Source organism: Flavobacterium sp. B330r (assembly GCF_056824325.1).
Genome location: NZ_CP124860.1, coordinates 1,069,062 through 1,093,683, shown reverse-complemented (window position 1 = coordinate 1,093,683; position 24,622 = coordinate 1,069,062). Strand labels below are relative to the sequence as shown.

The 24,622-nt window shown below is 29.4% G+C and carries 23 protein-coding genes; all 23 read left to right on the top strand.

Annotated features, from left to right (window positions below; all coding sequences use genetic code 11):
- The first annotated feature begins 1 nt into the window (after nucleotide 1).
- From QLQ95_RS05005 to QLQ95_RS04895, 23 genes are read left to right on the top strand one after another with little or no spacing between them, the layout of a single operon-like run.
- Complete coding sequence (locus QLQ95_RS05005; protein ID WP_482502896.1) at nucleotides 2-1,198, top strand: glycosyltransferase; 1,197 nt, start codon at nucleotides 2-4, stop codon at nucleotides 1,196-1,198.
- A 2-nt stretch (nucleotides 1,199-1,200) separates the two neighbouring features.
- Nucleotides 1,201-2,184, top strand: a complete 984-nt coding sequence (locus QLQ95_RS05000) for a glycosyltransferase family 2 protein (protein ID WP_482502894.1) — start codon at nucleotides 1,201-1,203, stop codon at nucleotides 2,182-2,184.
- 1 nt (nucleotide 2,185) lies between these two features.
- Nucleotides 2,186-3,016 carry a glycosyltransferase family 2 protein gene (locus tag QLQ95_RS04995; protein ID WP_482502892.1) on the top strand — a complete coding sequence of 277 codons (831 nt, stop codon included), beginning with the start codon at nucleotides 2,186-2,188 and terminating at the stop codon, nucleotides 3,014-3,016.
- Nucleotides 3,013-3,801 (top strand): glycosyltransferase family 2 protein, encoded by a 789-nt coding sequence (locus QLQ95_RS04990; RefSeq protein WP_482502891.1) that lies wholly within the window; start codon nucleotides 3,013-3,015, stop codon nucleotides 3,799-3,801. Before QLQ95_RS04995 ends, QLQ95_RS04990 begins: the two co-directional genes overlap by 4 nt.
- Nucleotides 3,801-4,616: a polysaccharide pyruvyl transferase family protein gene (locus tag QLQ95_RS04985; protein WP_482502889.1), complete on the top strand. Its 816-nt coding sequence runs from the start codon at nucleotides 3,801-3,803 to the stop codon at nucleotides 4,614-4,616. Before QLQ95_RS04990 ends, QLQ95_RS04985 begins: the two co-directional genes overlap by 1 nt.
- Nucleotides 4,613-5,638 carry a glycosyltransferase family A protein gene (locus tag QLQ95_RS04980; protein WP_482502887.1) on the top strand — a complete coding sequence of 342 codons (1,026 nt, stop codon included), beginning with the start codon at nucleotides 4,613-4,615 and terminating at the stop codon, nucleotides 5,636-5,638. The genes QLQ95_RS04985 and QLQ95_RS04980 overlap by 4 nt, the downstream gene beginning before the upstream one ends.
- On the top strand, nucleotides 5,635-6,699 hold the full coding sequence (locus QLQ95_RS04975; RefSeq protein WP_482502886.1) for a glycosyltransferase family 2 protein: 1,065 nt from the start codon (nucleotides 5,635-5,637) through the stop codon (nucleotides 6,697-6,699). The genes QLQ95_RS04980 and QLQ95_RS04975 overlap by 4 nt, the downstream gene beginning before the upstream one ends.
- A gap of 8 nt (nucleotides 6,700-6,707) precedes the next feature.
- Nucleotides 6,708-7,319, top strand: a complete 612-nt coding sequence (locus QLQ95_RS04970) for a hypothetical protein (RefSeq protein WP_482502884.1) — start codon at nucleotides 6,708-6,710, stop codon at nucleotides 7,317-7,319.
- A gap of 59 nt (nucleotides 7,320-7,378) precedes the next feature.
- On the top strand, nucleotides 7,379-8,545 hold the full coding sequence (locus QLQ95_RS04965) for a cytidylyltransferase domain-containing protein (RefSeq protein WP_482502882.1): 1,167 nt from the start codon (nucleotides 7,379-7,381) through the stop codon (nucleotides 8,543-8,545).
- Nucleotides 8,532-9,407: an N-acetylneuraminate synthase family protein gene (locus tag QLQ95_RS04960; protein ID WP_482502880.1), complete on the top strand. Its 876-nt coding sequence runs from the start codon at nucleotides 8,532-8,534 to the stop codon at nucleotides 9,405-9,407. The genes QLQ95_RS04965 and QLQ95_RS04960 overlap by 14 nt, the downstream gene beginning before the upstream one ends.
- A gap of 4 nt (nucleotides 9,408-9,411) precedes the next feature.
- Nucleotides 9,412-10,230 (top strand): polysaccharide pyruvyl transferase family protein, encoded by an 819-nt coding sequence (locus QLQ95_RS04955; RefSeq protein WP_482502878.1) that lies wholly within the window; start codon nucleotides 9,412-9,414, stop codon nucleotides 10,228-10,230.
- A 36-nt stretch (nucleotides 10,231-10,266) separates the two neighbouring features.
- Nucleotides 10,267-11,664: a UDP-glycosyltransferase gene (locus QLQ95_RS04950; RefSeq protein WP_482502875.1), complete on the top strand. Its 1,398-nt coding sequence runs from the start codon at nucleotides 10,267-10,269 to the stop codon at nucleotides 11,662-11,664.
- Nucleotides 11,665-11,670: 6 nt separating this feature from the next.
- Nucleotides 11,671-13,104 carry an MBOAT family O-acyltransferase gene (locus QLQ95_RS04945; protein WP_482502873.1) on the top strand — a complete coding sequence of 478 codons (1,434 nt, stop codon included), beginning with the start codon at nucleotides 11,671-11,673 and terminating at the stop codon, nucleotides 13,102-13,104.
- On the top strand, nucleotides 13,104-13,979 hold the full coding sequence (locus QLQ95_RS04940; protein WP_482502871.1) for a hypothetical protein: 876 nt from the start codon (nucleotides 13,104-13,106) through the stop codon (nucleotides 13,977-13,979). The genes QLQ95_RS04945 and QLQ95_RS04940 overlap by 1 nt, the downstream gene beginning before the upstream one ends.
- Nucleotides 13,980-14,006: 27 nt before the next feature.
- A complete protein-coding gene (locus tag QLQ95_RS04935) occupies nucleotides 14,007-15,332 on the top strand; it encodes an alpha-1,2-fucosyltransferase (RefSeq protein ID WP_095929355.1) in 1,326 nt (441 codons plus the stop codon).
- Nucleotides 15,329-16,495: a glycosyltransferase family 4 protein gene (locus tag QLQ95_RS04930; RefSeq protein WP_482502869.1), complete on the top strand. Its 1,167-nt coding sequence runs from the start codon at nucleotides 15,329-15,331 to the stop codon at nucleotides 16,493-16,495. Before QLQ95_RS04935 ends, QLQ95_RS04930 begins: the two co-directional genes overlap by 4 nt.
- Entirely contained in the window at nucleotides 16,492-18,036 is a 1,545-nt protein-coding gene (locus QLQ95_RS04925) for a glycosyltransferase family 2 protein (protein ID WP_482502867.1), read from the top strand. The genes QLQ95_RS04930 and QLQ95_RS04925 overlap by 4 nt, the downstream gene beginning before the upstream one ends.
- A complete protein-coding gene (locus tag QLQ95_RS04920; RefSeq protein WP_482502865.1) occupies nucleotides 18,033-19,037 on the top strand; it encodes a glycosyltransferase family 2 protein in 1,005 nt (334 codons plus the stop codon). Before QLQ95_RS04925 ends, QLQ95_RS04920 begins: the two co-directional genes overlap by 4 nt.
- The gene (locus tag QLQ95_RS04915) at nucleotides 19,034-20,122 is read left to right on the top strand and encodes a glycosyltransferase family 4 protein (RefSeq protein WP_482502863.1); all 1,089 of its coding nucleotides are present in this window, start codon (nucleotides 19,034-19,036) and stop codon (nucleotides 20,120-20,122) included. The genes QLQ95_RS04920 and QLQ95_RS04915 overlap by 4 nt, the downstream gene beginning before the upstream one ends.
- On the top strand, nucleotides 20,115-21,041 hold the full coding sequence (locus QLQ95_RS04910; RefSeq protein WP_482502861.1) for an FkbM family methyltransferase: 927 nt from the start codon (nucleotides 20,115-20,117) through the stop codon (nucleotides 21,039-21,041). Before QLQ95_RS04915 ends, QLQ95_RS04910 begins: the two co-directional genes overlap by 8 nt.
- Entirely contained in the window at nucleotides 21,041-22,156 is a 1,116-nt protein-coding gene (locus QLQ95_RS04905; RefSeq protein ID WP_482502860.1) for a glycosyltransferase, read from the top strand. The genes QLQ95_RS04910 and QLQ95_RS04905 overlap by 1 nt, the downstream gene beginning before the upstream one ends.
- Entirely contained in the window at nucleotides 22,153-23,226 is a 1,074-nt protein-coding gene (locus tag QLQ95_RS04900) for a glycosyltransferase (RefSeq protein ID WP_482502859.1), read from the top strand. The genes QLQ95_RS04905 and QLQ95_RS04900 overlap by 4 nt, the downstream gene beginning before the upstream one ends.
- A 1-nt stretch (nucleotide 23,227) precedes the next feature.
- On the top strand, nucleotides 23,228-24,568 hold the full coding sequence (locus tag QLQ95_RS04895; RefSeq protein ID WP_482502857.1) for an O-antigen ligase family protein: 1,341 nt from the start codon (nucleotides 23,228-23,230) through the stop codon (nucleotides 24,566-24,568).
- Nucleotides 24,569-24,622 lie beyond the last annotated feature (54 nt).

Here is a 24,622-nt window from a genome sequence, read left to right as displayed (position 1 = left end):
AATGAAAGTCTTGTTTTGGTTAGGCTCTTTTCCTGCTGTTTCGGAAACTTTTATTAGAAATCAGATTGTTGATTTGATTGATAATGGAATCGATGTACAGATTTTTTGCAACAGCAAAAATGAAGATATACAAGGATTAGAAGGATTTGAAAAATATGATCTGTTAAACAAGACGATAGACTTTAAAGATATTTTACCTCAGTCAAATTTTAAAAAAATAAAAAGTTTTTTTAAAATTTTGCTAAATCATTTTTTGACTTTCAATTTCTGGTATTTTATTAAATTATTAAGGCTTTTGCTTATCGAAAGAAAAAGTTATTCTTTCAGTTCTTTTTTTATTCTCAATTATATTTTAGCTCAAAAAATAAATGTTATCCACTGTCATTTTGGGCCCATAGGAAAAAAAGCTGTATTTATAAAAAAAATAGATGTACCTGTAAAATTAATCTGCACATTTCATGGATATGACATTCGTCTGGGGATAAAAAGAGGAAAAATGTTCTATAGTGATTTGTTCCGTTATGCTGATTCAATACTTTCAATATCAAACTACAATAAAGAAATGTTATTGTCTTTTGGCCTGAACCCTAAAAAAATGGAAGATTTAAATAACGGTGTTGCAGTGTCTTCAGAGAAAAAACATAAAGAAAAAAGAAATGAAGAAGTACAAATACTAGCAGTTGGAAGATTGGTTGAAGAAAAAGGATATGATTTGGCTCTAAATGCAATTTCAGGCTTTCGTAAAAAAAATCCAGAAGTGAAGTTTCGTTATGATATTATTGGAGGCGGACACCTCGAAAAAATATTAAAACAAAAATGCAAAGATTTGAATATTGAGTCTTTGATTACATTTCATTTGTCGCAAAATTCTGAATTTGTAAAAAGTAGAATGCAAAATTCTGATTTTCTTTTGCTTAGTAGTTTACAGGAAGCAATTCCGACAGTTATTTTAGAAGCTCAAGCATATTCACTTCCTGTTCTTGCAACCAATGTGGGATCTGTGAGGGATTTGGTAATCAATGATAAGACGGGCTTTTTATCCGAGGTTTCCGAAGAAGCTCTTATTACATCTTTAGAAAGGATGTTTAAAAATAAAAATAAATGGGAGTTTTATGGGGCTAATGCAAAGAGAAATATAATTCTTAATTATGATAAAAATAAGCTTACTCAGAAATTAATAAAAATATATCAGGTATAAAGATGAACAGTCCTTTAATTTCTATCATAATTCCAGCTTATAATCGTGCATATATTATTGCCGAAACATTAAATAGCATTTTAATACAAACCTATCAAAACTGGGAATGTATTATTGTCGACGATGGGTCATCAGATGGTACAGAAAAAGTGGTAGATGAATTTGTGAAAAAAGATAATCGCTTTAAATTTTACAGTAGACCTTCTGACCGCTTAAAAGGAGCGAATGCCTGTAGAAATTTTGGACTTGAGAATAGTAAAGGCGAATATGTAATGTTTTTGGATTCAGATGATATTTGTGAAACTTTTTGTTTAGAGGAAAGGGTAGATATATTTATGAGCGATCCAACAATAGATTTGTTAATTAGAGACACAGCTTTTCTTATTGATGATGTAAAGCAAACATTTTCTATTAATAAAAATCCGGAAACAAAGAACAGTGAAGAATATTTAAGTATGTTCTTGAGCTATACAATTCCTTGGCCGATAATGGCATGCTCATATAAAAAAAACAGTATTGCAAATTGTAAATTTGATGAAAATTTAAAGCGTTTTCAGGATTTAAGTTTTAATATAAAAGTACTTTCGCAATCTAAAAAGATAAAGACACACAGAGATTTTAAAATCGATAATTATTACCGAGATGATAAGTTAAAGGTTCTTAGGCCAAATTTTATTAAAAATATTTACGAGTCACTTATTGTTTTTTGCCAAATTCATAAAGATTTATTAGTCAATAAAAACTATAAATTAGATTTTCGAAAATTTATTAGTAAAATTATTTTACAGTTTTTAATGCCCTATTTTTATGAAAACAAGAAAGAATCTAATAAATTTCTTTTCTGGGCAATTAAATCGAATATTTTTGCAGTAAATCAGAAATTCACAGTAGTAATGATGCTACTTTTCTTAAATGCTGGACTATTTAAAATACAGGGTATTGGAATGAACAGACTCAGAAATAGATTTAAAATAATCGCAAATTAATTTGGAAGAACGAGTGTTAGAAAAAACTTTAATTTCTGTTATTGTACCTTGCTATAATCAAGCACATTTCTTGTCAGAAACTTTGCAATCTGTCTTAGATCAAACTTTCGGAGATTGGGAATGTATTATTGTTAATGATGGCAGTCCAGATAGTACAGAAGAGATAGCTCGAGAATGGTGTAGTAAAGATTATCGTTTTAAATATCTGAAAAAAGAAAATGGAGGTTTGTCAAGTGCAAGAAATGCCGGAATTACAGTTAGTGAAGGAAAATATATTCTGCCTCTTGATTCAGATGATAAAATTCATTTTACATTCTTGGAAAAGATAAGTCAGGCTTTCATAAAAAATAGAAATTTAAAGTTAGTTACCTCAAAAATTAAGTTTTTTGGAATCAATAATAGTGAAATGAAACTACCAGATTATAAATATCAAAAATTATTGGTGCGAAACTGTTTTGTTTGCTGTTCTTGTTTTGAAAAAAAGGAATGGGAGAGAGTAAACGGGTATGATGAAAAGATGAAATCATTTGAAGATTGGGAGTTTTGGATTAGAATTCTAGATGAAAAGAGTCAAGTGTATAAAATTCCAGAATTTATGTTTTTTTACAGAAAGCATGAATTAGGGAGCATGAGCAACAAATTTGTAAGGGATCCTGATTTTTATTTCGGATTATACGATTATGTGTATGAGAAACATAAAGCAATTTATAAAAAATATTTTCCAAATCCCATTATAGCTTATAATGAAAATTTGATTTTAAAAGAATTCAACGAAAAAGTCAAAAAGAATATTATTTTTAAATTGTTAGTGAAAATCAAGACCAGATTATGAAAATTAGTGTTATAATTAGAGCTAAAAATCAGGAGAAAGCTCTTGATTTTCTACTTAAAAATTTAAAACAAAGGTATGCTCAGGAAATCGATGAGGTTATTGTTTTAGATAATTTATCTGTAGACGGTAGCCGCAAAACAGCAGAAGAGTATGGAGCTAAATTTGTTTCGATAGAAAAATTCAGTTACGGAGGCAGTGCAAATGTGGGAGCTTCATCTGCATCACATGAAATTGTAGTTATATTTAGTGCACATTCTTATCCCGTTAGTCCTGACTTTTTTAAGGTAATAAAGCAAAAATTTGAAGAAAATGCAAATTTAGCTGGTCTTAGATGCCTTCATTCAACAAATGATTATAAGAATTATATATTGGGTATAGATGCTGTTACTGATCCAAATAAATCGGGTCTGATTTTTTCTGGTTCTGCTTTTAAGAAAGAAATATGGAAGATTATTCCTTTTAATGAAAATGTGCCGACTTTTGAAGATAAAGATTGGACCAAAAGAGTATTAAATGCAGGTTATACAATTGATTTTGCTCCAGTAGTTTTTAATTATGAAATAAAAAGAACAAATGCCCAGAATTATTTTCGATTTACAAGAGATGTGATTGGCAACTATCAGATTTGGCATCAGGAATATTCAGGACTTTCAATTCTAAAAGGATTTATAATGTCTTTAATTAGAATATTTAAAAAATCTTTCATAGAAGTATATTACGCATTTAAAAGAATGTTTTTTATGATTCGTTTTAAGTTTAATAAACCACAAAAATTCGATTATTAATGAGAATCATTTTTTTGTATTGGTGTTCTTTAAAACGAGAAGACAAAAGAGATAATTATGGTGATGTACTATCTAAATACATAGTTAAAAAGCTGAGTAGATCTTTTGTAATTAAGGTTAAATATCCGTCATCAAAATTCTATAATTTTTTTATAAAAAATTATAGTGTGATAGGCAGTATTATAACAGCGGCAAGTGCAAACACAATTGTTTGGGGAAGCGGTATTATAAAAAAAAATGAAAATATCAGAAAAGCTATTTTTTTGGCGGTTAGAGGCCCTCGTACAAGAAAGAGAATAATGGAATTGGGTTATGAAGTTCCTGAAGTTTACGGCGATCCAGCAATTTTACTTCCTATTTTGTTTGAAAATAAAACAGCAAAGAAATTTCAAATTGGGATTATACCGCATTATGTTGATTATGATGAAGTAAATAAGTTTTATAAAAATGATCAGAGAATAAAAGTAATTGATTTACTAACTTCTGATGTAGAACAGACGACAATTGAAATATTAGAATGCGAAAAAATTGTATCATCGTCCCTTCATGGAGTAATAGTTTCGCAGGCTTACAATATTCCTGCTTTATGGGTTAAATTTTCAGATAAATTGTCTGGAGATAATGTTAAATTTTACGATTATTTTGAATCGTTAGATATTCTATATAAGAAAGAATTTTTATATAGAGTAAACGATTTAACATATGAGGAAATAAACGCTTTATTATCTGATAATAAAGAGATTTTACTTCCTAATGAAGAAATTGTTTCTTTGAGGAGAAAGGAATTACTAAACACTTGCCCTTTTATTAAATGAGAGTAGGCGAAAACCCTGTAAGAGATAAACAAATTCAAAAAAGTGACGCTTTTCATAGAGTTATCATTCCATTGTATATTCCTGATGAAGAAGGATATTATGCAGATGCTTTTCAGATTTTTAAATATTGTCTGTTATCCGTAAAAAAAACAAGCTCTTCTTCTATTAAAGTATCTGTAGTAAGTAACGGAAGCTGTGCGAAGGTTAATGAAAAATTAGTAGCTCTTCTTAATGAAAATGATATTGATGAACTAATTATAGAAAAAAGCCCCATTGGCAAAATTAATAGTGTTTTAAAAGCACTTCGAACAGCAGATGAACGTTTGATTACAGTAACTGACGCAGACGTTTTGTTTGATAATAATTGGGAAAAAGCAGTTTTGGAAATTTTTAAGGCTTTTCCGAAAGCAGGTTCTGTAAGTCCGGTTCCTGTTTTTAGAACTCACTTCAGACATACAGGCAATATTTGGATGAATCATTTTTTTTCGAAAAAAATATTCTTTAGGTCAGTAAAAAATCCAGAGGGATTAACAGCATTTGCAAAAAGTATAGGTTGGGAATGGTTGGACTTAAAGTTTAAAGATGTAATAGGAACGATAAAAGTCAAAGATACTACTGCAGTTTTAGGATGTTCACATTTTGTGGTTACTTACAAACGTGAAGTTTTTAATGAGTCGCCTAAAAAAAATAGCAAATACTTATTAGGAGGAAGCAGTGAACATTTATATCTAGATGTACCAGTTTTGAAAATGGGCGGATATCGTCTTGCAACTTATGATAATCATGCGTTTCATATGGGGAACAGTTTAGAGCCTTGGATGATCAATATTTACGAAAATTTGATAACGAATGAAAAGCAGATTTTAGATTATAGTTTTTTAAAGAAACTCAAAAAGAACAAACTAGATTTTTTTTTAAGTGAAAAAGTTTTTAGAGGAATTATTAGCATTAAAAGAATTAAAAATTATATACTTAAACGTAAAGGACTCACCAAGGAACAAATTAAAAATTTTACAAGTTGATATCAATTGTTTTAACCAATCGAAATCGAGATTTAAATATTGTGAAAAAATGTTTAGACTCACTCCAAAATCAGTCTAATGATCGATTTGAATTGTTTTTTGTAGATTATGGTTCTGAGCAAACTTATTATGTCCGTTTAGAAGAATTAATGTACTCTTATCCTAAAGCAAATTTTATTAACTGTCCAGTTTCAGGACAGCTTTGGAATAAATGCAGGGCTATTAACATTGTACTAAAAAGCTGTAAAACAGACTTTTTTTTCGTAGGAGATATAGACATGATCTATCATCCTAATTTTGTACAGAGACTTTATGAACTAAAAAAAGAAAATACAGTCAAATATTTTCAGGTAGGCTTTTTGGATAAGAATCAAAGCAGAAAAAGTGGTTCATTTGAAGAATATAAAATTAGTTTTAATTCTACGATAGGCGCAACAGGAATGACGTTGTACCCAACACAATTGCTGAAACAGATTAACGGATTTGATGAGTTTTATCATGGTTGGGGATCAGAAGATACAGACGTACATGTCAGGTTAAAAAATCTTGGTATAACTGTTGAATATTATGATAAAGAAATTTTGTTGCTACATCAGTGGCATCCGAAAGTATATCGCTCAGTACATAATAAAGTTGCTTTTCATTCTTCACTGGAAAAAATCAACTCCAGATACCTTTTACAAACCGATAAGTTAAAAAAAACTAAGGCCAATCTTAATTTTGAGTGGGGAATAATTCCAAATCCTTATGATTATCACTCTTTAGAAAATCCTAATGTTTTTATTTCCTTAACAAATGAAAAAGCGGCAATCGATGCTTTGCTTCGAGGTATACTGAATAATTTAAAAAATTCAATTGCAGAAATAGAAATTAAAAAAACTGCGAATGAGAATAAAATAAAAAATCTAATCAAAAGATTTGTAGGGAAAAAGTATAATGAATATTACGATTTTCAAATAATAAACAATTTACTTTTAGAAGTTATAATTTCTTTTTACAGAAATGCACCTTATCAATATTCTATGGATCAAAATAAAATTCGTTTAAAAATAAAACTATAAGAAACTTAATGATCAAGAAAATACTTAAAATGCTGAAAGGCGTTAAAAATCTAGATTCTAGAATCCAGAAAATTGAAACATCTACTAGCCAAAATAGAAATGAGAAAAAATCGGATATCGAAAGATGGCAGGACAAAAATGAATTATTCACAAATTGGAATCAAAGAACTGCAATTTTAGGAGATTTTATTATGCCCGATTCGGATATAATAGAATTTGGAGCTGGTAATATGTTCTTAAAAACATATCTTTCAAACTATAAAAGTTATACACCTTCTGATATTGTAAAGAGATTTGATGAAACCGTGGTTTGTGATTTAAATGCAGAAATAGATATCGATTTTTCAAAATATCAAGCAGTAGTTTTCAGTGGTGTTTTAGAATATGTTTATGATATTGATAGAGTTTTCGAGATAATTTCAAAAGACATTAAACAGGTTGTCATTTCTTATTGCTGTTCCGATATTGTACAATTAACAAGAGAAAAAAATGGTTGGTTAAGTGATTATACTTATAATGAACTGATTGAAATTTTTAAAAAGTATAATTTTGAAATTATAAATTATACTGAATGGAAAAAGCAGTCGATTTTTAATCTTGTAAGTAAATCAAATACTTAGGAATAATAAACTAATATTAGTCTGAAAACGCAAAAATCTTTATTTAAATAATAAAAATTATGAAAAAAATTGCCATAATTCCACTTCGTAAAAATTCAAAAGGGATTTCTGGAAAGAATAAAAAGAAAATGCTTGGAAGACCTCTTTTTTCATGGGTTCTAACAGAAGCTATTTTCTCAGAATTAGATGAGGTTTATGTTTTTACAGATGATCAGGATATTATAGATTATATCCATAGAGAATATTTTTGGACTCCAAAAGTGAAGACGCTTTTGAGAAATGATGAAAATGCTTCTGATACAGCATCTACAGAAAGTGCCATGTTAGAATTTTCAGCAATGATTAAAAATGATTTTGATTTGTTATGTTTATTGCAGGCAACCTCTCCAATGACAAAAGCTAATGATATAAATGCAACATTAAACGAAATTCTTATCAATAAAAAAGAATCGGCTTTAACGGTTGTCAATACACATCGTTTTATCTGGAATTCAGACGGAACTTCAAGTAATTATGATGTTTTTAAAAGACCAAGACGTCAGGATTTTGACGGATTATTGATTGAAAACGGAGCTGTTTATGTGACCACAAAAGAAGCTTTTCTAAATTCAAAAAATAGAATAAGCGGTTCAATTGGTTTGGTAAAAATGGCAGAAGAATCTCTTATAGAAATAGACAGTTTATCTGATTGGGATATTATTGAAAAACTTTTAGGAGATCGTCAGAAAAAACAAAAAATACATCAAAGAATAGATTATTTAGTTTTAGATGTCGATGGCGTGTTTACAGACGGATGCGTATATTATGATGCAAATGGTGAAATGGCTAAAAAATTTGATATGCGCGATGGAATGGGCTTAGAAATTTTAAGACAAAATAATGTTGAGGTTGTTGTTTTGACATCAGAAAATTCTGATTTAGTTGCTCAGAGAATGAAGAAATTGCAGATTAAACATATATTTTTAGGAGTAAAAGATAAATTTTCCTTTTTAACACATTTTCTTTCGGAGAGAAATAGTAGTTTTGGCGCCGTTTCGTACGTGGGCGATGATGTAAATGATTTAGCAAATATTTGTAGCGTTGGATGGTCTTTTACGCCAGCAGATGCAACAGATATTGTAAAAGCAAATGCTGATTATGTTTTGACACATCAATCGGGATCAGGTGCAATACGCGAAACTTGTGAAATTTTATTAAAGTACAATAAACGTTATGAAGGAATTTAAAAAACCTTATGTGATAGCCGAAATTGGTTGCAATCATAAAGGCGAAATGGAAATCGCAAAAGAGTTAATTAAAATTGCAAAAATCTTCGGAAACGCAGATGCGGTTAAATTTCAAAAGCGCAATAATAAAGAGCTTCTAACAGAAGAACAATATCATGCTCCACACCCAAATGCTTCTAATTCTTATGGAGAAACGTATGGTGAACACAGAGAATTTTTAGAGTTTGATGTTGAACAGCATAGAGAGTTAAAAAGGTATTGTGACGAAATTGGAATTACTTATTCTACATCAGTTTGGGATACAACTTCTGCAAAAGAAATTGCGTCATTAAATCCAGATTTTATTAAAATACCTTCTGCTTGTAACAACAATTTTGAAATGTTGGAATGGCTTAGCGAAAATTATTCAGGAGAAATTCATATTTCTACAGGAATGACAACTAAAGACGAAACAGATATTTTAGTTGATTTTTTTACAAAAAAAGAAAGAAACAAGGATTTGGTTTTGTATAACTGCACATCAGGTTATCCCGTTCCTTTTGAAGATGTTTGCCTTTTAGATATTAATATTTTACAGCAAAAATATGGGCAAGAGGTTAAACATATTGGTTTTTCAGGTCATCATTTAGGTATTGCTGTAGATATGGCTGCTTATACCTTGGGAGCTAATATTATAGAAAGACATTACACTCTTGATCGAACATGGAAGGGTACAGATCATGCGGCTTCATTAGAACCTATGGGGTTAAGAAAGCTTACGCGTGATTTAAATGCAGTTTACCAGGCATTAACTTTTAAATCGTCTGATATTTTACCAATAGAACAAATTCAAAGAGATAAATTAAAAAATAAAAAAGTTTAATTGTATGTTTTTCTCAAACACGATTAGACTTTTTTGGTGGAATGAAAAAATCATTCAAAAAAAAAATAAAGAGAATTACGGAGATCTTTTAGGCAAATATCTTGTCGAAAAAATATCTTCAAAAAAAGTTGTTTTTGCTTGGCCAAAAAAGTTTTCATTTTTCGATTGGTTTGCTCCTATTTATGTTACAATTGGAAGTATATTAGCAAACGTAAATCATAAATGCATTGTTTGGGGAAGCGGTATAATTAATCAGAAAATAAGGGTAAAAAAAGCAGTTTTTCTTGCCGTTCGAGGACCTCAAACAAGAAAATATCTTCTAAGCCTTTCTTATGATGTCCCAGAAATTTACGGAGATCCAGCATTATTATTACCAAGGTATTTTAATCCTAAAATTGAAAAAAAATATAAATATGGTTTTGTGCCTCATTACAATGATTTCAAAATAGTAAAAGATTGGTTTAAAGATAATCCAGAAGTACTTCTGATAGATATGATGACAAATGATATTGAATCAAAAACAATAGAATTTCTTCAATGCGAGAAAATTGTTTCATCTTCACTTCACGGAGTTATTATCGCACATGCTTATAATATTCCAGCTGTTTGGCAGAAGCTTTCTGATAAGGTGTTTGGTGATGATATAAAATATCAAGATTATTATGAATCTGTGGATTTGCCATTTTTTAAACCAGAAATAAGATTTGAAAAATATTCTGTTTCTGACTTGGAAGATTTATTCGAAAAACTTCCAAATCTTCCAAGAAGAGAAATTATAAATCAATTATGTGACGGATTAATGAATGTCTGTCCTTTTAAATAAAAACTTTAGCGAGCATATTATAGATTTTTGTTTTCGATGAAAAAAAACATATTTATTTTTTTACCTGATGGTGTTGGACTTCGAAATTTTGCTTTGACTTCTTTTAAAGAAATTGGCGAAAAGAATAATTTCGATATTACATATTGGAATAATACACCTTTCTCAATTACGGAGAAATTAGGTTTCAAGGAGTTAAAAATTCAAGAAAAATCACTACACCCGTTAACGACAGTTTATAGTCGCGCACGTAAAAGAATGGAATTATGTTTTTTTGATAAGAAGTTTAAAGAAGTGGTTTATAGTACCTATAATTTTCCACAATCTTATAAAGGAGCCAATAATCTTGCTAAAAGTTTAATGGTTGATGTTTTAACAATTTTTGGCTCTAATGAAAAAGGAATCAAATTTGTTAGAGGACAAATAAAGAAAGGAGAGCGCACTACAAGCAAATACAAAGAAAGTAGGAGACAATTAGAAGAGCATAAGCCAGATTTTGTTTTTTGTACCAATCAACGCCCAACTCAAGCAATTGCTTCTATTTTGGCGGCACAGGATTTAGGAATTCCAACAGGAACTTTTATTTTTTCTTGGGATAATCTTCCTAAAGCAACGACATTAGTAGAAACTGATTATTATTTTGTGTGGAGTGAGCACATGAAAAAAGAAGTTCTAATGTATTGCCCTTATGTAAATGAAGACCAAATTTTTGTTACAGGAACGCCCCAATTCGAAAGTCATTTTGACAAGGCACTTTTGCAATCGAAAGAAGACTTTTATAATTCACATAATCTTGATTTTAGCAAAAAATACATTTGTTACTCAGGTGATGATATAGTTACATCTCCTTTAGATCAATACTATTTAGAAGATTTAGCATTATCAGTTAGAGAATTAAACCAAAACGGATATTCCTTAGGTATTATTTACCGAAAGTGCCCAGTAGATTTTACAGATCGTTATGATGAGGTTTTGAAGAAATATCAAGATGTTATGGTAAGCATTGATCCATTGTGGAGCCCAGTTGGGGAAAATTGGAATGAAATTATGCCGACAAAAGAAGATTTTGCATTGCAGGCAAATATTTGTGAATACACAGAATTTGTTGGTAATATTGCTTCTTCTATGGTATTTGATTTTTCTGCACACAATAAATCTTGTCTCTTTTTTGATTATGAACAACCACAATTAAAAAAAGGAATTCGAGATATTGGACAAAATTATAAATACATTCATTTTAGATCAAAACCTTCCGAAGAAGCTGCTTTATGGATAAGAGATAAAAGAAATCTAACTACTATAGTTAAAAATATTATTGACGGAAAAATTTCAAGTGTAAAAGAGAGTAAAAAATGGTTCGAGATTATTGTTGGACCAAATCCGACCAAAGCATCTGAAAAAATCTGGGAAAGTTTAAACAGCATTTTAAGAAAGTAAACATTTATGTTCTTTAACTCTTTGGCTTTTGCCATATTTTTACCAATAGTCTTTTTCTTATATTGGTTCGTTTTCAATAAAACAAAAAGCAGACAAAATGCTTTGTTGATTGTGGCCAGTTATTATTTTTATTCTTGCTGGGATTGGAGATTTCTATTCCTGCTAGTTTTTTCTACATTTTTAGACTATTTCACAGGAATTCAAATTGAGAGAAGCAACTCAGAAAAGGGACGAAAATTTTGGTTTTGGCTTAGTATTTTAGTGAATTTAGGATTTTTAGGAATTTTTAAATACTATAACTTCTTCGCTACTTCATTTGCAGAAATGTTTACTTCTCTTGGCTTTAAGGTAAGTCCAATGCTATTGAATGTAATTTTACCAGTTGGAATTTCATTTTACACTTTCCACGGATTATCTTATGTGATTGATATTTACTATAAAAGAATAAAAGCAGAATATAATTTTATAGATTATTCTTTATTTGTAAGCTATTTTCCACTGTTAGTTGCAGGTCCAATAGAAAGAGCAACGCATTTACTGCCTGAGTTAAAAGAAAAACGCGAATTTAATTTAGAAAAAGCAAAAGAAGGAGTTTACCAAATTGTTTGGGGATTAGTTAAAAAAGTGGTTATTGCCGATACCTGTGCCGTTTATGCAAACGCTATTTTTGATCATTATCCTTCAATGAATTCTTTTTCATTGATTTTAGGAGCAATTTATTTTGCTTTTCAGATCTATGGAGATTTTTCTGGATATTCAGACATAGCTCTGGGAGTTTCCAAATTATTTGGTTTGGAGTTGTTGAGGAACTTTAATTACCCTTATTTTTCAAGAGATATTGCAGAGTTTTGGCGTCGCTGGCATATTTCGCTTTCATCTTGGTTTCGAGATTATTTATATATTCCGTTAGGAGGAAGCAAAGGTGGTCTTTGGATGAAAATCAGAAATACATTTATCATCTTTATTGTTAGCGGATTTTGGCATGGTGCCAACTGGACATACATAGTTTGGGGATTTATAAATGCTCTTTATTTTCTTCCTTTATTATTGTCCAATAGCAATAGAAACAATATGGATTCTATTACTTTAAGATGGAATTTTGACTCTGTTAAAGTATTGTTTAGCATTTTAACCACTTTTTTATTGACTTGTGTGGCTTGGGTATTTTTTAGAGCAAAAACAATCACTGATGCCGTTTTATATCTAAAAAAAATATTTACTAATGGAGAGTTTAGTGCTCAGTACTTAGATAATGAACGATACAATTATGAATTATTACTAATGATTGGCTTGTTCGTTCTGGTTGAATGGAATAATAAAACCAAAGTTGAGCCAATTTCTGGAAAAAGAAGTATGCTAAAAATGGCTTTGGCTATTATCGCTATTATCGCTTTTGGAACGTACTCTGATTATAAAGAATTTATTTATTTCCAATTTTAATGAAGAAGTTTTTATTATACATATTAGGAATTTTTCTTTTAACAGTTTTGGTAGCGGTTATCTTAGACGGATTGTATACTTATGTTTTTATGCAGTCAAGAAACCGTGGCAAAATTGAAACCGTTTTTAACTCTACAGCAAAAAAATACGATGTCGTGATTTTGGGTTCTTCAAGAGCTAATAATCATTTTGTGTCGCAAATGTTTGAAGACAAAGGTCTAAAAACATTCAATTATGGAATGAGTGGCGGGCATTTGTTTGAAGCTTCATTAATGTTGAAATTGATGATTGAAAGAAAATATGAGATTAAAAACGTAATTCTAGAAGCAGATTTGAATCTTTCTAGCGATCAAGAATCTGAAGGTGTTGCGACAAAGTTTTTACCCTATATTCATCATTCAGAAGTTATAAAAGATCATTTTTCAACAGAAAAGAACTTTAATGAGTTGTACTATATTCCCTTTTATAGATATGTGAAATTTGATTCTAAAATTGGTTTTCGTGAGATTTATAAAATAGTGTCAAAAGAAAAAAACAATACCTTAGATAATTTAGGATATTATCCGTTAGAAAAACATAAAAATGGCAATATGAAAAATAATATTGTCAATTTAAATCCATTGCCACACAATAAATACTACGAAGAGATTAAAGACATATGCAAAAAGAATGGCATCAATTTTATTGCTGTTATGACGCCAATGTGCGAGAATGTTTTTGGGATGAATTATTTTGACAAAGTAAAAAAGGCATATCCAGAAATTCATAATTACGAAAATACAGTTATTGAAAACAAATACTTTTCTTCATGTGGACATATGACAGATGAAGGAGCGAGATTGTTTACCGCAAGAATTATTAAAGATTTTTTTTAATAAAGGATAAGTTTTTTAATATTCAAAATGTTAACATTTAGTAAAATAGGAAAGAAAGGTAATTTGGGGAATCAACTTTTTCAAATAGCCTCAACTATCGGTTTAGCGGTCAAGAATAATCGAGAATTCTCTTTTTTGCAATGGAAATATCAAGATGCATTTAAAAATAAATTACCACTTTTATCCTTAAATCAATCTTTGTTTAACCATATTGAGGAAAAAGAATATCATTATCATCAATGGATTTTTGGAGCTGATAATTTTGATATTAGTGGTTGGTTGCAAACAGAAAAATACTTTGATATCGAATTGACAAAATACTATTTTGAGTTTTCAGATTCTTTAAAAGAAAAAATTAATAATAAATATGGTGAGGTTTTAAAAAAACGTACAATTTTAATTTCTATCCGCAGAGGAGATTTTGTAAATCACAAGGATTATTTTCAACTTCCAATAAATTATTATTTAAATAGTTTAGCAGTATTTTTTCCAGATTGGATTTCTTGTAATCTTATTGTTTTGAGTGATGATATCAATTATTGCAAATATCATTTTTCATTTTTAGAAAATGCCTTTTTTGGAGATGGGTTAAATGAAACGGAACAACTTTGTCTAGGAACAATGTGTCATGATTTTATAATAAGTAATTCTACTTTCTCTTGGTGGACAGCTTGGCTTGGGGAAAAAAGTGATTCAAAAATTATAAGACCATTCAAAAATTTTGATGGACAAAAAAGTAAAGAACTTAATGATAAAGATTATTATCCAGAACGATGGATAAAATATAATCATTTGGATCAAAAAATACAGTTGCATAATTTATGTTTTTTTATAAATGCTAGTAGGAATAGAGATGAAATTAAGGCATATCTGTCTAACTATTTTGAAGCAGAATTTGTTTTAAATGAAGAAAATTTTCAGTTTCCGAGAAATATTTATTTTATAAAGAAGGATTATTTTCTACCTCCACTTTTAGTTTATTTCTCTTGGTTAAAGCTTGAAAAATCTAATATATCCTTGGTCGTTAATAATGCAGTGAAAGTTTTTGAGGTGTCAAAATCATTAAATTACAAAGAGTTTGCAGTACAACAAGATTTTGGTCTTTTCTCAAAAATTTTTTCATTCGCAAAGAAGAGTAGCAAAAAAAGAAGTTACGAGCAGAAGATTTTTATTAAAAAAAGTGATGCGTTAGATTTAAATAAGAGTAAAGAAAACGAGCTTTTGGTATGTTTTTCTGCAGGTAGTTTTCTTAATATTGGAGGATATAAATTTAGTTTCAAAAGATTCTTGAAAACGAAAGAAAGACAATTAAAACGTACCGTGAAGAAAAAATTGAATAAAATAAAAAAATGAAACCAGACCTACATGTTGCTTATATTGTTTCTCATTATCCTCATAATGCTTTCGGGCACGATGGAGGAATTGGGACAAGCGTTTTTACTTTGGCTGAAAAACTAAAAGAGTTTAATGTACAAGTTTCTGTTTTTGTATATGGACAAAAGGAAGAATTTGTTATCGAAGAAAAGAATACGACGATTTATAGTTTGAGTAATAATAAAGGGAAGTTTTTTAGTTTTTACTGGAATAGAAAAAAAATACAAAAATTCATTAATAGAATTATTCTCGAAAAAAAGATTGACATCATTGAAGCGCCAGATTGGACTGGAATTACAGCTTTTATGCAGTTTAAAATTCCGTTAATAATTCGTTTTCATGGTAGTGATGCTTATTTCTGCTATTTAGAAAATAGAAAGCAAAAACTTAAGAATTTCTGGTTTGAAAAATTAGCAATTAGTAATGCAGACGCATTTATTGCTCCAACAAAATTTGCTGGTGAAATTTCAAAAAAGCTTTTTAAGATAAAGGGAAAAGAAATTAAGAAGATTTATAATGGCTTGAATCTTCAAAATTTTGAAAACCAAAACCCCGAAAAGTTTGAAAAAAACGTAATTCTTTATATCGGTGCTTTAATAAGAAAAAAAGGAGTTTTAGAACTGCCAGACATTTTTAACAAAGTGCGTAAGGATTATCCGGATGCAATATTAGTTTTAATTGGAGGCGATGTTCCCGATTTAAAAACAAACTCAAAATCAACTTGGGAGTTAATGAAGGGGGTGTTTTCTAAAGATGATTTGTTGAATGTAAATTATTTGGGGAAAATTCCATACAGCGAAGTTCAAAAGTACATAAAGAAAGCAAATGTTTGTGTGTTTCCGACTTTCGCAGAGACTTTAGGAATGGTTACTATAGAATCAATGGCCATGCAAAAAGCGATTGTAAATAGTAATATTGGTTGGTCTCGGGAACTTATCATAGATAAAGAAAATGGTTTTTTAGTTCACCCTTCGAATCATGATCTATATGTTGAAAGAATAAAAGAGGTTTTGAAAGATGACTTATTAGCTAAAAAAATGGGTAGATCGGCTAGAGAATATGTTGAAGAAAAATTTGACATCAATAAATTGGCGCTTGAAAATATCAAATTTTATCAAAAAATTATAAATTTAAAAAAATGATAATTGTTTATCATCAAAATAATGAAATAGTAAAAGTTGAGGCAAAAAGCAATCATGTTTTCTCTGAAAAGAAAAGTATTGCTGAAAGCCTAATTGAAATTGCAAAAAAGTTTCCGCAAGATTTAATTATTTGGACCCATATCTCATTAGACTCTTACCTAAATGTTAAAAAAATAGAGGAAATATTTCATCACGATAAGATAATGGCTTCCTATAATTTATCGTCCAATAATTTTATTTCTGATAATATTGGCTATGTAGAGTTATCACCTTTTTTAAAAATAAACAAAAAAGTAAGTTATCCAACTTGGATGATGAGTAGTCATGTTGGAGGAATTCACGCGTCTGTTTTATTAACTTTAAAAAATCAAATAAAGTTAGATGCAAATTTTGACTATTTTTTAAATTCAGTAGCAAAATTGGGTATGCCTCTTGGGCTCTTATGCTATTCTGATCCAAATCTACTACAAGATTATCCTGAAATTTTTCCAGAGCATAAGAATAATAAAACCCTTTTTTTTCGATTTGTTAAGCAACATTATAAAGGGCGCTGGACCTTTTTATTATTTTTAGATTTGCTTCTTTATCAAAGAACATTTGCCATTTTTCCCTTTCTATTAAGCTTTTTTTATAAAAGAAGATATTTACATACAGATGTATTCAATAAAATTAAAATCAAATCTAAAAATAAAGTAATTGAAAAAGGAACTATAGATGTAATTATCCCGACAATTGGACGAAAAAAGTATTTATATGATACTCTAAAAGATCTTTCCTTACAAACATTTTTGCCAGGAAATATTGTTATTGTGGAGCAAAATCCTGTTCAGGGTAGCATCACAGAACTTGACTATATTTTGAACGAAGATTGGCCATTTCAAATTAAACATATTTTTACGCATCAAACAGGAGCATGTAATGCAAGAAATTTGGCTATAAAAGAAGTGAAAAGCGAATGGATATTTATGGCGGATGATGATATTCGGATAGAATCGGATTTCTTGGAAAAAACATTTCAGATAATTAAAAAAGAAGGAATCGAGCAAATTACTTTAGGATGTTATCATTTTGATTATCCTTTAAAGAAAAAAATAAAACAGAAATTTCAATGGGGTAGTTTTGGTTCAGGCTGCAGTATTGTAAAGACTAAAAACATAAAAACACTTTCTTATAATATGAGTTTTGAATTTGGTTATGGAGAAGACAGTGATTTTGGAATGCAGCTAAGAAATTTAGGGCATGATATTCTCTATTCTCCAAAACCAGAAATTGTTCATCTAAAGGCACCAATTGGAGGTTTTAGAACAAAACATATTTTAGCTTGGGCAAACGAGAAAGTTCAACCAAAACCATCTCCTACAGTAATGCTGAATAAAGTTCTAAATTTGACTCAAAAACAGATTCAAGGGTATCGAACTGTTTTGTTCTTTAAATATTATAAATTTCAAAAAATTAAAAATCCAATACGATATTATCTTAATTACAAAAAACAGTGGTCACAAAGCCTATATTGGGCTAATATTTTAAATGCAAAAAAATGAAATTTTCATTAATTATTTGTACATATATGCGATCTGAGTCACTTCTCAAATTGTTGAACTCAGTAAACAATCAGAGTAAATATCCAGATGAAATTTTAATCATTGATGGATCGCTAAATGAAGAAACAAAAGATGTTTTAGCTAAAAATAATTTTAAAAACTTAAAATATTTTTTAGTTTCAGATCAGAATAGAGGTTTAACTAAACAAAGAAATTTTGGAATTTCGAAAGTGGACAGTGATACTAAAGTAGTTTGCTTTTTGGATGACGATACGGTTTTGGAATCAAATTATTTTTATGAAATAATTAAAACATTTCAAGATAGACCTGATGTAATAGGCGTAGGAGGTGTATCTTTAAATCAAAACAAATGGAAACTTCAGAAAGCCAGTAAGAGGTATAACAAAAGAAGATATTATTTCTTTGAAGGGTATTTTTATCCCGAAGGATTGAGAAATGTTGTTCGAAATTATCTTGGACTTGCTTCTAACTTAGGTCCGGGGAAAATGCCAGCATATTCTCATGGACGCACATGTGGGTTTCCTTTAACGGGTAGGACTTATGAAGTAGACTTGTTAATAGGAATGGCAATGTCATTTAGGAAGGATATTTTTGATAGAATTAAGTTTTCAAAATTTTTTGAAGGCTATGGTTTATATGAAGATGCTGATTTTAGCTTAAGAGCTTTACAATTTGGCAAAAATGTAATTAATACTAATGCAAAATTAAATCACTATCATGATCCCTCTGGAAGACCTAATAGATTTAGATATGGTAAAATGGTAGTCCAAAATGGTTGGTATGTTTGGCGTATTAAAAACCCAAATCCTAAATTGATGGATCGTTATAAATGGAATTGCATAACAATTTTATTAATTCTAATAAGATTTAGCAACGCAATCACAAGCAATACTGAAAGAACTCAGGCTTTTACCGAAGCATACGGAAGACTCAATGCTTATTTTAGCCTTGTATTTAATAAACCGACCCATATCAAATGAAAAAAATAATATTTATCTCATTTAGTTTAGGGACAGGTTCTGTCTCGGATTACTTTTTGGCTTTGGTCGAAAATCTAAATAAAAAATATCAGATAATTATTTTTTCTGATACTATGATTAATGAAGAAGTTGTAGTTCCCAAAGAAGTTGTTATAAAATATTGGCCTTCAACACGTCCAACCAAATGGGTAGATGGTGTTTTTCTTTACCGAAACATCAAAGAATATCGTCCTTCAATGACAATATCTATTTTTGGATCGGTAAATATTTTTTTGATTGTTGGATTTTTATGCGGAGTAAAAACTAGGATCGCTTGGATCAGGACTTTAAGCTCTCAGTTCAAACAGAAAAATATATTAGTTTTTAGGAAAAGATTGTTATACAAGTTAGCAACTAATTTTGTTACAAACTCTAATGCAACAAAAGACGATGTTAATAAAAAATTTCACGTTCCAATTTCTAAAATAATGGTTTTGCCAAATTCAATTAGAGATTTTTATTCAGATATTCAATCTGTTAATGATGCGAATATAAAAGTAATAACCTATGCTGGCAGGCTACATAAGTCCAAAGGAGTTGAAGTTCTCATAAAAGCATTCTCCAAAATCTGCACTCAATTTGCAGATGTAAAATTAACGATCATTGGATCAGGCGAAGAAGAAAGTAATTTAAAGAAACTGGTTAAGGATTTAAAGTTGGAAGAATTTGTGGACTTTAAAGGGAATTTATCAAGAAACAAAGTTTTAGAAATGTTTAAAAGCTCTTATCTAGCAGTTGTGCCAAGCCATTCTGAAGCATTTGGTTATACGGTTATAGAAGCGATGAGCATGAAAACATTAATAATTGGAGCAGATAATACAGGTATTAAGGAAATAATCCGAGATAATAATACAGGTTTACTTTTTGAAACAAATCAAGTTAATGATTTACATGAAAAAATTAATAGTGCTTTATTAAACCCTGAAGTAAGAAATAAATTAGCACTAGAAGGTTATAATCATTTTAAAAATAATTATGAGACATCAGGCGCAATAAAAAGAGACTTATATTATTTTGATAATTTAATGAAAAATATTAATGAATAATTTTGCTAAAGCACAAATAGTTTGCAAATTTCTCCCTCCAATAATTTCGCAATATGTTAGAAATAAGATTTTGACATTTAAGGAAGGCGAGGTTCTATCTATTAATTTCAGAAAAAAAGCTATAACAGGAAGTCAATTTATAGGAAATACTAATGATTTTCATGCTTTAAAATTTGGAGTACATGGATATTTTGATTGGAGAAACGTTATACTAGTCAATGAAATTTTAAAACACTACAAGGGCACTATTGTAGAAGTTGGAGCCAATATAGGTACTGAGACAATTTGTTTTGCGGATATTGCAAAAAAGCAGCAAGTTGATGTAATTGCTTTTGAACCCGTTCCAGCAAATTACGATGCAGTTTATGTCATAAAAAAAGAGAATAATTTAAACGAGTTAGCAATAATTAATAAATTGGTTTCTCATGAAATTGGTTATTCTTTTTTTAAAATGCCAGATGGAAATGAATCAGGTTCCGGTTTTATTGCAAATCCTATATCCAAAGAAGGCTTTCGGGAGTTTGAAGTTACAACCTTAAACTTCGAACTATTAGATAAAAAAAATAGCGCTGTTTTTGCTATCGATGTAGAAGGATTTGAATTTAATGTGCTTTTAGGAGGTGTTGACGTTATTAAAAAGGACAGACCATTTCTTATTTTGGAAGTAAACGAGAATTATTTACAAAAAAGAGGAAATACTACTATAAAAGAGTTAAATGCATTTTTGGATGAGTTAGAATATACGCCATTTTATATAGATAAATTAGGATTGAAAAAAGTTGATATATCTAATTTTAAAGTAAAATCCAATAAAAATTGGATTTGTATACCAAGAGAAAAAATGGCAATAAAAGATAAGTTATCAAGTAGTATTTTTTACAATGCATTAAATCCTCTTATAAATTATAGAATTCTGTAATGAAATTTGCTATTATTACTCATGTAAATCACATTCAGGTTAAGGATCAATATTTTGGTTACGCACCTTATATTCATGAAATGAATATTTGGTTAAAATATAGTAATGAAATAATAGTTGTTGCTCCTACTATAAAAGCAGATTTAACCCCTATTGATCTGGCTTATAACCATTCGAGTGTAAAATTTAAAACTATTCCCTCTATAAAATTTACAAATTTAAGAAGCTGTCTTGTATCGCTATTAAAGTTGCCTCTAATATCTTGGACACTGTTTTGGGCGATGAAAGAGGCAGATCATATACATTTGCGTTGTCCTGGTAATATAGGATTGATAGCATGTTTTATCCAGATTTTATTTCCTGCAAAAAACAAAACAGCTAAATATGCTGGGAACTGGGATCCTAAAAGCAATCAGCCATTGACATATAATTTACAAAAATGGATTCTGAAAAATACCTTTTTAACTCATAATATGAAGGTCTTAGTCTATGGTAGCTGGGAAAATCAAACTAAAAATATACTGCCTTTTTTTACTGCAAGTTATTCAGTTGCTGAAAAAGAAATTGTTGAAAAAGAAGAGATTTTAACTACTGTTAAATTCATATTTACAGGAACTTTAGTCGAAGGGAAAAACCCCTTGTACGCTATTAAATTAGTAGAAGAACTTAATAGAAGAGGGATAGATTCGACATTGGATTTATATGGAGATGGTATTGAAAGAAAAGGTCTGGAGGAATATATTTTACAGAATACGCTAGATAAATTTGTGTTTTTACACGGTAATCAAACCAAAGAAGTCCTTAAGAAAGCTTATCAAAAGAGTCATTTTGTTGTTTTACCCTCGAAAAGCGAAGGCTGGCCAAAAACAATTGCTGAAGGAATGTTTTGGGGATGCGTTCCCTTGTCGACAAATGTTTCCTGTGTTCCTTATATGATAGATTACGGAAAACGTGGAGTATTATTAAAAATGAACATTAAGGAGGATGTTGATCAATTGCAAATGTTAATTTTAGATAGAACTGTATTTTTAGAAAAAAGTAAATTAGCTTCTGATTGGTCTCAACATTATACAACAGAATTTTTCGAATCTCAAATAAAAGAACTGCTTAAATGAGAGTATTACAGTTAATAGATTCATTAGAAGTAGGTGGTGCAGAACGAATGGCGGTTAATTATGCCAATTCTTTGTCAAATGAAATTGAATTTTCGGGATTAATAGCAACTAGAAAAGAAGGGCAACTGGTTTCTCAATTAGATGAAAAAGTTTCTTATTCGTTTTTAAATAGAAAGAAATTAGTGGATTTGTCGGCTGTGTTTAAGCTAAGGAATTACATTAAAGAAAATAAAATCGAGATTATACATGCTCATAGTTCTTCATTTTTTATTGCCACTTTAGTAAAAATTACCTTTTTTAGAGTAAAAATTGTATGGCATGATCATTATGGATCGCGCGCAAAAGAATCTATAAAACAAAATAGAGTTTTAGTCTTTTGTTCTGTCTTTTTTTCTTCCGTTTTTGTTGTTAATCTCCAATTGAAAAAATGGAGTGAAAATAATATGTTTTGTAAAAAAGTATTATTTATACCAAATTTCAGTTTGAGCCTTAATGAGTCATGTGAGATTACAAAGTTGAAAGGAACAGATGGTAAAAGAATTGTCTTTTTGGCTAACTTAAAAAATCCAAAAAATCATATACTAATCCTGAGAGCATTTGCGGAGCTAAAACTCAATAAGTTTGGTTGGAGCTTACATTTGATTGGAAAAGATTATATGGATTCATATTCAGATAAATTAAAAAACTTTATAGTAGTAAATTCTTTAGAGAATCACATACATTTGTACGGAGAAAAAAATGATATTAAATATATTTTATCTCAATCTTCAATTGGAGTTTTAGCTTCAACTGAAGAAGGATTTCCTGTTACACTTTTAGAATACGCATTATCAAATCTGGCTGTTATATCTACAAACGCAGGTTATTGCTCAGAAATTATTAAAGATGGTGTCGAAGGATTTCTTTTCGACCCTTTATCTGAAGTTGTGTTAATTGAGAAGTTAAAAAAAATTACTCAAAATGATGAGCTTAGGCAATCTTTCGCAGATAGCTTTACTAAGTTGGTTAAAAAAAGCTATTCTGAGAAAATCATTATTCAAAAATTAATTTCAGCATATAAAATTGCTTAGAATGAAAAATAAAACATTTTCTTACAGCCTTTTGATCTTTATTCATGTAATAATTGCTGTGGTAATTTTTGTGATACCTTTTTTATCGAAACTATATGCTTTATTAATTGCTTTAGCAGGGACTATTATTATCGTTAAAAGCAAAAACAAAAACAATGAAGTACTTTTTGTTAGCGCATATCTTGTGGGAGCTGAGGTTTTTCTTAGAATGACGGGAGGAAATTTTAATAATGAATACGCAAAATTTTGTGTTATTGGTTTTATGTTCCTTGGTATGATATATAGTAATTTTTCAAAAAGTGCATTAATTTATTTATTTTTTTTTACGCTCCTAATTCCTTCTATTCTAATTACTGCCAATTATCAAGATACAGGAACAGATATTAAAAAAGTTTTATTTTTTAATTTATCGGGACCGGTTTGTTTAGCAATATGCTCCATATACTCATTTGGGAGGAAAGTTACTCTCGATAATCTCCAAAAGCTATTATTAGTTATGGGATTTCCTATTATTTCTACAACTGTATATTTGTTTCTATATACTCCTAATATACAGGATGTTGTAGTAGGAACTCAATCAAATTTTGAGACTTCAGGTGGTTTTGGACCAAATCAAGTGTCAACTATATTAGGGTTAGGAATGTTTATTTTCTTTACACAAATGATTTTGTTTTCAAAAACTAAAATAGAATTGCTAATAAATGGAGGGTTATTTGTTTTTATAAGCTATAGAGGGATTGTCACCTTTTCTAGAGGAGGAATTATTACTGGTGTAGTAATGATTATTTGTCTGTTGTTTTTATTGTATTATTTTTCAAATGCAAAAGGTAGAAGAAAATTTACTTTAGTTTTTACTTTAACAATTGCTTTAGGAATAGGTATTTGGATTTATAGCTCTTTTCAAACAAGAGGTCTTATAGAGAAAAGATATGCTAATAAAGATATGCTAGGAAGAGAAAAGAAAGATAGACTAGGAGGTAGAGAGCAAATAATGGATGCTGATATTGCACTTTTTTTAGATAATCCCATTTTTGGTGTTGGTGCTGGACTTAGTAAAGAAAAAAGAGCAGATCAACTTGGAGTAGCAATTGCTTCACATAACGAAGTAACTAGACTTTTTTCTGAACATGGATTAATGGGTATTTTTGCACTATTAATAATTGGAGTTACTCCCTTTGTTTTGTATATAGAAAATAAGCAGCATTTATATTTTTTATCATTTTATTTTTTTTGGTTGCTAACAATAAATCATGCGGCAATGCGAACAGCAGCCCCTGCATTTATATATGCATTATCGCTTCTTTTTGTGCAAGTGAAAATTCCTGAAGAAACAGAAAATTAATAAATTAGTTATATTTTTTTGCGATACATTTGCTTTGCCCTAACCCAATTAAAA

Bases quoted from the DNA above. Each gene is read 5' to 3' on its own strand.
- QLQ95_RS04990 (WP_482502891.1), top strand. From the start codon at position 3,013: ATGAAAATTAGTGTTATAATTAGAGCTAAAAATCAGGAGAAAGCTCTT.
- QLQ95_RS05000 (WP_482502894.1), top strand. From the start codon at position 1,201: ATGAACAGTCCTTTAATTTCTATCATAATTCCAGCTTATAATCGTGCA.
- QLQ95_RS04940 (WP_482502871.1), top strand. From the start codon at position 13,104: ATGAAGAAGTTTTTATTATACATATTAGGAATTTTTCTTTTAACAGTT.
- QLQ95_RS04915 (WP_482502863.1), top strand. From the start codon at position 19,034: ATGAAAAAAATAATATTTATCTCATTTAGTTTAGGGACAGGTTCTGTC.
- QLQ95_RS04985 (WP_482502889.1), top strand. From the start codon at position 3,801: ATGAGAATCATTTTTTTGTATTGGTGTTCTTTAAAACGAGAAGACAAA.
- QLQ95_RS04895 (WP_482502857.1), top strand. From the start codon at position 23,228: ATGAAAAATAAAACATTTTCTTACAGCCTTTTGATCTTTATTCATGTA.
- QLQ95_RS04980 (WP_482502887.1), top strand. From the start codon at position 4,613: ATGAGAGTAGGCGAAAACCCTGTAAGAGATAAACAAATTCAAAAAAGT.
- QLQ95_RS04945 (WP_482502873.1), top strand. From the start codon at position 11,671: ATGTTCTTTAACTCTTTGGCTTTTGCCATATTTTTACCAATAGTCTTT.
- QLQ95_RS04930 (WP_482502869.1), top strand. From the start codon at position 15,329: ATGAAACCAGACCTACATGTTGCTTATATTGTTTCTCATTATCCTCAT.
- QLQ95_RS04970 (WP_482502884.1), top strand. From the start codon at position 6,708: ATGATCAAGAAAATACTTAAAATGCTGAAAGGCGTTAAAAATCTAGAT.
- QLQ95_RS04900 (WP_482502859.1), top strand. From the start codon at position 22,153: ATGAGAGTATTACAGTTAATAGATTCATTAGAAGTAGGTGGTGCAGAA.
- QLQ95_RS04925 (WP_482502867.1), top strand. From the start codon at position 16,492: ATGATAATTGTTTATCATCAAAATAATGAAATAGTAAAAGTTGAGGCA.
- QLQ95_RS04950 (WP_482502875.1), top strand. From the start codon at position 10,267: ATGAAAAAAAACATATTTATTTTTTTACCTGATGGTGTTGGACTTCGA.
- QLQ95_RS04910 (WP_482502861.1), top strand. From the start codon at position 20,115: ATGAATAATTTTGCTAAAGCACAAATAGTTTGCAAATTTCTCCCTCCA.
- QLQ95_RS04955 (WP_482502878.1), top strand. From the start codon at position 9,412: ATGTTTTTCTCAAACACGATTAGACTTTTTTGGTGGAATGAAAAAATC.
- QLQ95_RS04960 (WP_482502880.1), top strand. From the start codon at position 8,532: ATGAAGGAATTTAAAAAACCTTATGTGATAGCCGAAATTGGTTGCAAT.
- QLQ95_RS05005 (WP_482502896.1), top strand. From the start codon at position 2: ATGAAAGTCTTGTTTTGGTTAGGCTCTTTTCCTGCTGTTTCGGAAACT.
- QLQ95_RS04965 (WP_482502882.1), top strand. From the start codon at position 7,379: ATGAAAAAAATTGCCATAATTCCACTTCGTAAAAATTCAAAAGGGATT.
- QLQ95_RS04920 (WP_482502865.1), top strand. From the start codon at position 18,033: ATGAAATTTTCATTAATTATTTGTACATATATGCGATCTGAGTCACTT.
- QLQ95_RS04905 (WP_482502860.1), top strand. From the start codon at position 21,041: ATGAAATTTGCTATTATTACTCATGTAAATCACATTCAGGTTAAGGAT.
- QLQ95_RS04935 (WP_095929355.1), top strand. From the start codon at position 14,007: ATGTTAACATTTAGTAAAATAGGAAAGAAAGGTAATTTGGGGAATCAA.